The sequence below is a fragment of the Xenorhabdus budapestensis genome (assembly GCF_017743015.1).
GTDB classification, from domain to species: Bacteria; Pseudomonadota; Gammaproteobacteria; order Enterobacterales; family Enterobacteriaceae; genus Xenorhabdus; species Xenorhabdus budapestensis.
The window spans coordinates 1,597,841-1,608,572 of the sequence record NZ_CP072455.1; the positions used below are offsets into that span (position 1 = coordinate 1,597,841).

The following is a 10,732-nucleotide window of genomic DNA, read 5'->3' on the forward strand; positions in this document are numbered from 1 at the left end:
ATCACAAAAGAATGACTCCATTAAATAATGGAGTCATTAAATAATGAATAAATTAAATAGTGAAAGAATTATGCTGAATAACGAAAAATAATCATGAGTTATAAATAATAAAATTCAGGTTGCTAATATACCTGAGTGAAAATATTCGCTCAGGGGAACGCTATCATATTAAGGAGTCTCTCCTTTATGGAACATATTGCAATTATTGGGGTCGGGTGTTTATTTCCCGGAGCAGATACCCCTGAAAAATATTGGGATAACCTGTTACACGAAAAGGATTGTTCCACACCTTTATCGGCTCTGGAATTGGGGGTTGATCCGGCCTGTTATTATTCTCCGGTTGCCGGTACACCTGACACCATTAATTATGTCAATAATGGTCACGTTCGTGATTTTCATTTTGATGGCAAAGGATATAACTTGCCGGAAGAAGAATTAAATACACTGGATGATCTATTTAAATGGACAATCTATGCAGCAGATCAGGCATTAAACGACAGTGGCTATCGCCAGCATAAAAATGTATTGCAAAAAACAGGACTAATTCTCGGTAGTATCGGTATGCCGACTCATTCAACTAAAAAATTAATGAGTCCGTTCTATCACAAAATATTACAACCCTATATTCAAAAATTAATTGGGCGACCGGATTTTCAATTTAATCAATTCTGGCCACAAGATAATCATTCTGACCAGAATTTAATAACCGGCGGGTACAATGCCACAATTGCGGCATTGGCACTTGGACTGGCAGGTCCCCGTTATTGCCTTGATGCTGCATGTGCGTCAGCGTTGTATGCCATCAAACTGGGCGCTGGTTATCTTCTCAGCCACAAGGCAGACATGATGCTGGTTGGGTCAATTTGCCATGTAGACCATATCTATATCGACCACGGATTTAATATTTTGCAGGTTTTCCCTGAAAAGGGTGAGTCTATTCCTTTTGACAAAGCATCCAAAGGCGTAAAAGCCGGTGAAGGTGTTGGCGTCGTTGCTATCAAGCGTTATGCCGATGCTGTCCGTGATAACGATAAAATCTATGGCATAGTTGAATCTATTGGCTTGTCCAACGATGCGGGTACTAAGCATTTGTTAGTACCCGATCAGCAAGGACAAAATGTTGCATTGGAACGTGCTTATCGGAATAGTTCGCGGAACATCGATTACATTGAGTGTCATGCAACCGGCACTAATATCGGGGATCAAATCGAGCTATCGACTATTGAAACCTTTTTTGGTGAACATAATCTTGATGGACAGGGAAAAATTCCATTAATTGGTGCTAATAAAGCTATTAATGGTCACATGCTCACTGCGTCAGGTATGGGGAGTCTGCTGAAAGTCTTATTAGCTATGCAGCATAACCTGATCCCTGCCACGCCACGGGTCAATCAACTGGTTTCAACACCCCAAGGGAAGCTCAATATCGATTATATTGTGCGGAAAGCCAGGCCCTGGCCCGAAAGTCAGCGCCCTAAACGCGCCGGGATTAATGCCTTTGGTTTCGGTGGTGTCAACGGGCATATGGTTGTCAGTGAGGATACCCCTGAACGACGGGCTGCCTGTGTATCATTCCAGTCAGAAGAAACGCAGAAAATTGATCCACTGGCCATTGTCGGTATTGGCGTACATATGGCGAAAACTGAGGATAACCAGACGCTGGATCAGGTATTACAGCAAGGCACTCAGCACTTTTATCCACTGCCGAAAACCCGTTGGATTGGCATGGAGGAACGCTCTGATGTGTTGGCAATGCGTGGAGTGAGTCAGCCACCTTTAGGCTCCTATATCGAAACATTTGAATTTGACTGTAAGAAATTCAAATTGCCACCGAATGTTGTCGGAGCACACTTAAGTTGTCATCTGTTCCTGTTGCCTATCGCGGAACGTGCATTTCTTGATGCCGGTTATCGATTGGATGGCAGTAAGCGTAATATTGCCGTAATTGTGGCGGGAGGTATCGACTATAGCTGTCTGCGTTATCAGATACGTAATGAAATTAGCTGGCAATTGAAACAGAGCCTGAGTAGTCAAGGTATTCAATTGTCGGCAGAAGATACCCTTGCTTTGCAGGAGATCGTAAAAGATAGCCTGTTCCCGAAACCTTATCCCGAAGGTATTACCGGGGGGATTGGTAATATTGTGGCGAGCCGTTTGGCGGCACATTTGAAACTAAATGGCCCGGCATTTACGCTTTATGGTGAAGAAAACTCTCCGTTTAAAGCACTGGAACTGGCTCAGTTTATGCTGACCAGACAACATGTGGATGCAGTGATAGTTGCCTGTACCAGTTTCGGCGGCACTCTGGAAAATGTGTTGTGGGATCACCAGTCTGAGCACGGAAATCAGATAGTCGGGGATGGTGGCGGAGTGATTGTTCTCAAACGCGAGCAGGATGCCATTAGTGACAATACACCGATTTATGCCGTGTTGGATGGGATTGGTACTTGCTATTTGCCTGATCACTCCCTTGATTTCACAGTAAATGAAGATGCCATTGTGGCAGCCGCGCAATCAAGCTTGACCGCAGCCGGTTGTAGCGCAGATCAGGTCGGTTATGTTGAGTTGTATGCGGGCGGCAAATCTGGAGAGATTGCAACTGAATTGTCTGCGTTGGGGCGGGTCTATGGTGCGACAGACGGGCAACCAACGACGGCTATCGGCACTCTGAAAGCCAATTACGGGCATCTGTATGTATCTGCTGGCCTGTTCGGCATTATTAAATCGGCCCTGCAACTGACACAACGATACTTACCGGTATTGCCGGATTACCCTCATCGTCAGGAGTTGGCATATTATGCAGAGGGAAAATTCCACTTACCAGTACAAACTCAGGCGTGGCCAGCGCCGTTCAAAGCCCCTCGTCGTGCTGCAATCAGTCACTTGGGTATCGACCGCTCCTACAATCATGTGATTTTAAGTGAACCCCAGAACGGAAAACGTGCACGTCCAACCAGGCTACCGGCGTCAGATCAGCCCAGCCTGAAAGTGACAGTTTATACTGCGAGAGAAAAAACAGTAGAGGAATTCATTCTCAACGCCCAGACCGTGGATCGTTTCGCAGCGTTGGCTGCGGCTGCTGTACCGTCAAATGAGACAAACAAGGCAGAACTAAGCAAGGCAGAAACAGCGCAGAAAATGCCACTGTCGATGGAAGTTAACCATTTCATCCGCAATGCCAATACCCAACTGCGTTATCTGCAATTGGAACAGACATTTTATCAATTGATAAAACAGCATTTGGTAGAAATGCCGGGTACACCGTCAATAAATTCGCAACCCATGCCAGTTATCCAACCTGTTGTTACAAAGGTTATGCCCAAATCGGTTATGCCGAAAAAATCAGAGATAACTTTGCCGGTAATTTTTGACGAACAACAATTACTGGAATTGACCGACGGCAGCGTGGAGAAGATTCTGGGGCCTGATTATGCGGAAGTGGACAGCTATCCGATACGTACCCGTATGCCATCGCCACCGTTTATGTTTGTTTCCCGCATTACGGCGCTTTCTGCTGTAAAAGACAAACTGGAGCCCTGCTACATTGAATGGGAGTACGATATTCCCGAAGATGCGTGGTATGTCGTGAATGATCATGTTCCTTCCTTTGTCGCGCTGGAGTCATCTCATGCGATGATCGTGGCGTTTACAGTTATAGGCTGTGACATGATGTTCAAAGGAGAGCTTTGCTACCGGGCAGTGGATTGCAGCACGACAATTTACAGCGAAATGCCAAAGGCAGGCGAAGTATTGCGCGGACGTGTCAATATCACCTCAGTTATACGGATAGGTGGCCGTTTTCTGGCGAATTATGAATACCTTTGCTACGTGGGGGAACGTCTGGTATTCAGACTGGTAGCGGCTTCCGGTTTCTTTAGCCGTAAAGAAATTGAGAAAGCGGGGGAATTTGATACCAGAGCTTATTTTACCAGAGCCAAACCAGCCGGAGCGGCAAAACCGTTCACGCTGTTATCAAAAAACAAACAATCACAACATGAGCCGTCATATGCCGAATTCTTACATAAGGAACTGCTGCATTGTGGCCGGACAACATTCACCGAGCAGGACATCACCTACGTGATGAATGGTGATCTGACGGCCTGTTTCGGTTCCCAATATGGTCGTATCTATGGCAAAAATCTGTGTACACCTGATACCCGTATGTTAAGTAGGATCCTCAGCGTTGACACAATGGGGGGAATGTTTGGTCTGGGGCAGATAGTGGGTGAGTTTGATATCGATCCTGAACACTGGGCATTTAAGGCGCATTTCAAAAATGATCCTGTTATGCCGGGAACCCTGCTGGTGGAAGGTTCGGAACAATTGATGAAATTCTACCTATTCTATCTTGGATTAAATTCCCTGCCTGATCTGGAAGTACAGACGCTGACCGATCATACAACCAATGCCAAATTCCGTGGTGAAGTGCAATGTGAGCGGAATGTGCTGCAATACCGGTTGACCTGTAAGTCCATTGAAGCCCGCTATACGGACATAAACGACAAACTGGAATCTGTCACCCTGTTTTTCATTGCAGAAACTTTATACCGCGGCAGTGTGGTGGGGATAAGTGACAACATGGGAGTGCGGTATGTCCGTCGTCAGCCCCAGCAAATGACCGGAGCAGGTGTAGCAGAATTGGAACAGGACGCCACAAAATGAATCAGCACTTATCTGTCAATTTATCGGGTCACCAGCCAAAAGCACATCTGTTGATGGAAAGCCTCTCCCATTTGCAAGATTTGGCTGCCGAACTGCGGGTTATAAAATCCGGCACATCCGTTTCACTATTATCAGCAGATGAGCCGGTGGCAGAAAAGGCTTCCGTTCTGGGTAGCCTGCCGGCAATAACGGCAGGCAGTTTAGGAGATGCCGGCTTCATGGCGGATTATGGCGTGGATTACGCCTATTATGCCGGTGCGATGGCTAACGGTATCCACTCGGAAGAGATGGTTATCGCGTTAGGCAAACAGCGCATTCTGGGGATCTTTGGTTCCGGTGGCTTACGTATCCAGCGGATCGCAGAAGCAATTGCACGTATCCGGCAGGCATTGCCGGAAGGGCCATTCGGAGTCAATTTGCTGCACAACCCCGGCAATCCTGAATGGGAAATGGCTTGCGTGCGTCTGTGTATAGAAAATCAGGTGCGGGTAATTGAAGCATCGGCCTATATCAATCTCAGCCCGGCGCTGGTCTATTACCGTGTCAGTGGTCTGACCCAACAGCCTGATGGCACAATCCTGCGTCACCACCGCCTGATTGCCAAAGTTTCCCGTCGGGAAGTGGCACAACACTTCCTGCGTCCGGCTCCCGAAAACATGCTACAAAAATTACTGACAGACGGGCTTATCACCCCGGAACAGGCAGAGCTGGCACGACAAGGCTCAATGGCAGATGACATCACCGTAGAAGGCGATTCCGGCGGACATACCGATCAAGGTGTATTGGCCTGTATTTTCCGTTCCATTGTGCAGTTACGGGATGAAATCGCAGATGAAACCCAAAACGGCGCCCATAATCGCTACCAAGTACGGATTGGCGCTGCGGGTGGTTTGGGAACACCTCATGCCATTCTGGCGGCTTTTGCACTGGGAGCCGCTTATGTTGTCACTGGTTCAATCAACCAGAGCTGTGTGGAAGCGGGAACATCTGATGCGGTGAAAAAAATGCTGGCACAAGCCCGGATCAACGATGTTGCCACTGCTCCGTCAGCGGATATGTTTGAACTGGGTGCCAAAGTACAGGTGTTGAAACAGGGGAGTATGTACGCTGTGCGGGCACAGAAACTGTACAACCTATATAAACAATACGACAGCCTGGATGACATACCTGAACAAGAAATTACCCTGCTGGAAAAACAGGTGTTTCATAAACCACTGTCAGACATCTGGCAGGAAACTATCCACTATTTCCATACCCTCAACCAACCCGACACCATTACCAAAGCAGAAAAACAGCCGAAGAAAAAAATGGCGCTGGTCTTCCAGTGGTATCTCGGTCAATCGTCCCGTTGGGCGATTACTGGTGATCCTGTACGCAATATGGATTACCAAATCTGGTGTGGCGCGGCCATGGGTGCCATGAACGAATGGCTGAAAGGCACTCCATTTGAAGCGGTTGAAAACAGACATGTTAGTGATATCGCGAAACTATTGATGAATGGGGCGGCCTATCTGACCCGTATAGCATTACTCGAATTATTCAATGTTGTTGTACCTGAACAAGTGAAACGGCATGTATTGCTTAATCACGAGCTATCTGATCAAAAACAATCCGATCACGAACAACCCGACCAAAAATATGAGCAAGAATCAAAGGTGAGGAGTAAAGAATCTATGGATGCTTCAACAAAATTATGTTTGGACAATTCAAAAGGCTTTTATAAAAAATGCTGGGATCTGATGCCCGGCGGGTCACACTATAACTTTGGTGATCCTGAACGTCCGTTGGTGATCCCGTTTAATCGTGGGGAAAGATCCCGTGTGTGGGATTTGGATGGTAATGAACATCTGGATCTGTTCTGCAAATTTGGGGCATTACTGGTTGGGCATCATAATGAGGCTTACAACAGTTCGTTGATCGAATACATGAATAAAGTGACTTCCGTTGACACCTGTGATTTGGAAGTCGGTGTTTGTGAAACGATGGTCAAACACATCCCTTGTGCTGAAATGGTCCGTTTTTGCCTGAGCGGAACAGAAGCGGTACAAAACGCGCTGCGTCTTGCCCGTGCCTTTACTGGCAAAAACCGTTTTATTCGTTTCCACGGTCACTATCATGGCAATGCTGACAATATTATGGGCTGGCGCAAGAAGCAGGATCTGACTTACCCGGTGCCAGAGCAGTTCAAAGGGGACTTGTTAGATACATTGGGGCGTGATCCTAAAGTCATTACCGATCAGTCTTTTATGCTGCCGTGGAATGACATCGATATATTAACTGCCACCGTAGAGCGTTACCACAATGAAATCGCTGCTGTTCTGATGGAGCCGCTTTGCATTAACGGCGGGGGTATTTTCCCTGTTGAAGGTTATCTGGAGAAAACCAAGGCACTGTGTGAGAAATATAACATTGTGCTGATTTTCGACGAAATCATCACCGGTGTTCGTTTGGGACTGGGAGGCGCACAGAAAATACTGGGTGTAACCCCTCATCTGGCAACTTTCGGTAAAGCATTGGGCGGTGGTGCTATACCAATCTCCGCTATTGCCGGTCGCCGTGACATTATGAATCTGTACACCCGTGGGAAAGTCATCCATGCAGGAACTTTCAATGGTTATCCGCTTGGGCTGGCTGCTATCCAGACAACTTTCAGATTGATTGAGGAAGATCCCGGCTGTTATGAACGCATGGGTGACGTTATGCGCCAGATTTCCAATGTCTTTGTGAAAGCCGCAGAAGCTGTTGACCTGCCACTGGTTGTACAGGGAATGCCGACCGCACTGGTTTATCACTCTCAGGACACGCCAGTCAACTCTTCTGAAGGTTACAGCGATAAGGTTAAATTCTGCGACATCATCATTCGTGAAATTTCCAAACGCTATGGTATCCAGTTCTCTCCGTTGTCCCGCATGTACCCTAACCTGTTGATGTCACAGGATGATGTACGTTTCTTCGAAGAGCGGATCTTCGATGCAATGGAAAATGCCCGCAAGGTGATTGATATCACATTTAAAGAAGGGCTGGTTGGATGAGTCGGCAAATTGCTGTTGTAACCGGCGCGGCAGGGGGATTCGGCACCACGATCACCAAAACACTGTTGGATATTGGTTATCTGGTGGCCGCAACGGATATCAGCATACAAAAACTGGCGCTCCTTCAGGAGCGCCTCGGGCACCCTGAATCCCTGGCAATTTTTGAAATGGATGTGACTGATATTGCTTCCGTCGAACGGGCGGAGCAACAGATCACGGAAACATTAGGCAAGACGATCACCGTTCTGGTGAACAATGCAGGCATTATCCACCGGGCTTTCTGTCTGTCGGGCAGAGGGTTGCCGGAGTCCGTCAAAGTGATCGATGTCAATCTGGTCGGTGCTTTCAACTGTACAACGATTTTTGTTCGCCATATGGCGCAGCAGAAATATGGGCGCATTATCAATATCGCTTCCGTTGCTGGCATTTGGGGAGCGGCGGGAAGTGCTGCTTATGGCGCATCAAAAGCGGGATTAATTTCTGCTACAGAATCGTGGGGGCGTGAGCTGGGACCGTTGAATATCAGTGTCACCGCCGTTGCTCCGGGGATTTGCAAAACTGACATGCTGGAGCAGTTCGTCAGTTCTGGTCCGATGGAATCTGCGGCAGAAGATAAGATTGTGCGTTCGATTGTGCCTGTTGGGCGTTGGGGAACATCAGATGATGTGGCTGAAGTTGTGAGATTTTTGGCGAGTTGTAAAACCAATTATCTCAATACCGCAGTGATCTCACTGGATGGTGGAATGCGTGTTGGCACCATATAAGAGCGTATACCGATAGATCTCAGGGGGCAGCCAGTAAAGCTGCTACCTGAAAGATAACAGGTATGAAAAAACAGCAAGTAACACATTTAATCATTAGGTGTAGGGGATAAACATGCTCAACCATACCAAAAAAGATACCAAAAACATCTTAGTTACCGGCGCAACAGGTGTCATGGGGGGCAGGGTCTTACTTGAAGTACTGACTACAACTGATGCCAGTGTATATTGCCTAATAAGAGCTGAAAATAATTCACAGGCACTGGCGCGTTTGGCAGATTTTTTGTTCACCTACGATCAGGAAAAACGGAGTCGAGACCAGCTTCACCGTATTATTCCTGTATTGGGTGATATTACGAAAACAGATCTTGGGCTGACAGCAGAGCTTTACGCAGAATTAACCGGCAAAATTGACAGAGTGATCCATTGTGCTGCCTGGACCAGTTTAGTGGCATCTTATGGCCGGCTTGCGCCTGTTAATGTGTTGGGAACACAGAATATCATTGAATTCTGCCTACAGGGCAATATACCGATGCTTTATACCTCCAGCTTTAGTGTAGCGGGAGAACATCTATATAGTGACGGTTTTGTCCTGCATGAAACGGATCTTGATGTGGGGCAGAGATTTGATGACATGGATTATGAACGTACCAAATTTGAATCGGAACAGGCTGTCCATCGTGCGGGGGAAAAAGGTCTTAAGTGGGTCATTGTGCGTCCGGGCAATATTTGGGGCGATAGTACCGATGGCAGCTACCCATTGCGGCAAACTAAAGTCAAAGGCATTTATTATGAAATGATCAGGGCATTGGTGGAGACCGGGCTCACGTTCAATTCACAGGAAGATTTTGATATTTCTCCGGTGGATTATGTCGCGAAAGCAGCATTGTATGCCATTTTAGATATCGAAAAATTTAATGGAAAAACCCTTCATCTGACGGCTCCCGACCCAATCACTTTCAACGATATTGTTTTCTTCCTGAGGGAATTCGGTTATCACATTGAAACCGTTGACAACGATGACTACATGGAAGCGTTGGCACAAAACTGTTTGTATCTCAATGGGAAACCTTACCGTTCAGTTTTTACTGACATATTGGCACTCGCTCATAGCGGCATAGAAATGAATGAAAAAGCCAAATATGCCACAGAGATGACAATGGATTTACTCAGTGGCAGCGGTATTCAATGCCCACCATCAGATAAAACACTGCTTTTCCGTTATTTCAACTATTTAATTGAATCCGATTTCATTCCGCCTCCTCAACAGCAGGGAGAAAAGGGCGAAATCCGCAAAATGTCGGCACAGAGTGGTTATCTGGAACATCTGTTTGATGCTGACCTGTAATGAATGTTGATAAAAAATAAATAACAAAATATATACAAAACATATATTGAAACGGAGTTTGCAATGACTGCTCAGAATCTTAAGGTAACGATGATTCAAACCGATTTGGTTTGGGAAAATGCAACAAAAAACCGTGAATATATCGAACGCCACATTGCGCAAGTGACTGATAGTGATCTGATCATTTTGCCGGAAATGTTCACTACAGGGTTCAGTATGAAGCCACAAGCCATTGCTGAAACGATGGATGGCCCCAGTATCCAGTGGATGAAAAAGCAGGCAGCCGCGAAGGGGTGTACGATTGTCGGCAGTATGATTATCACTGAAAACCAGCATTTCTATAACCGTTTGCTGTGGGTCAATGCAGACGGTTCCATTGCTCACTATGACAAAAAACACCTCTTCTCTTTCGCTCAGGAAGATCATGAATACACAGCAGGTAATGCCCCGCTGATTGTGGATTTCAAAGGTTGGAAGATTGCCACTTTTATTTGTTATGACCTGCGTTTCCCGATTTGGTCACGCAATATCAATGGTCACTACGATGTAGCGCTTTATATCGCCAGTTGGCCTGCCAGACGCTCTCTGCACTGGTGTACCCTGTTGCAGGCTCGTGCAATTGAAAACCAGAGCTATGTTATCGGGGTCAATCGTGTGGGGCAGGATGGTAATCAACTCGACTATACAGGTGATTCCATGTTGATCGATCCGTTGGGTGAAATCTTACTGCACGAGCGGGATAACGAGGCAGTAAACACCATGACTATCTCTCTTGCTCATGTGCGGGATGTCAGAGAACGCTTCCCTTTCCTGAAAGATGCGGATCCTTTTGTTCTAAAAGAAAGCATTTTGAGGGAGTGACGTTCCGAATTTAGATTTTGCAGGAAATTGCAGAAATAAGTGTTGAAAGAATGGATTTAGGGGATATG

5 protein-coding genes are annotated in these 10,732 nt (G+C 46.6%); all 5 read left to right on the forward strand.

What is annotated here, in order from left to right; all coding sequences use genetic code 11:
• Positions 1-186: 186 nt before the first annotated feature.
• The 5 genes from HGO23_RS07580 (at position 187) to HGO23_RS07600 (ending at position 10,664) form a co-directional block, all read left to right on the forward strand.
• Positions 187-4,662 (forward strand): polyketide synthase family protein, encoded by a 4,476-nt coding sequence (locus HGO23_RS07580; protein WP_209028460.1) that lies wholly within the window; start codon positions 187-189, stop codon positions 4,660-4,662.
• Entirely contained in the window at positions 4,659-7,694 is a 3,036-nt protein-coding gene (locus HGO23_RS07585) for a PfaD family polyunsaturated fatty acid/polyketide biosynthesis protein (protein WP_209028461.1), read from the forward strand. The genes HGO23_RS07580 and HGO23_RS07585 overlap by 4 nt, the downstream gene beginning before the upstream one ends.
• A complete protein-coding gene (locus tag HGO23_RS07590; protein ID WP_099136453.1) occupies positions 7,691-8,458 on the forward strand; it encodes an SDR family NAD(P)-dependent oxidoreductase in 768 nt (255 codons plus the stop codon). The genes HGO23_RS07585 and HGO23_RS07590 overlap by 4 nt, the downstream gene beginning before the upstream one ends.
• 112 nt (positions 8,459-8,570) lie before the next feature.
• Positions 8,571-9,803 carry an SDR family oxidoreductase gene (locus tag HGO23_RS07595; RefSeq protein ID WP_099136454.1) on the forward strand — a complete coding sequence of 411 codons (1,233 nt, stop codon included), beginning with the start codon at positions 8,571-8,573 and terminating at the stop codon, positions 9,801-9,803.
• A gap of 63 nt (positions 9,804-9,866) precedes the next feature.
• Positions 9,867-10,664 (forward strand): amidohydrolase, encoded by a 798-nt coding sequence (locus HGO23_RS07600; protein WP_099136455.1) that lies wholly within the window; start codon positions 9,867-9,869, stop codon positions 10,662-10,664.
• Positions 10,665-10,732 lie beyond the last annotated feature (68 nt).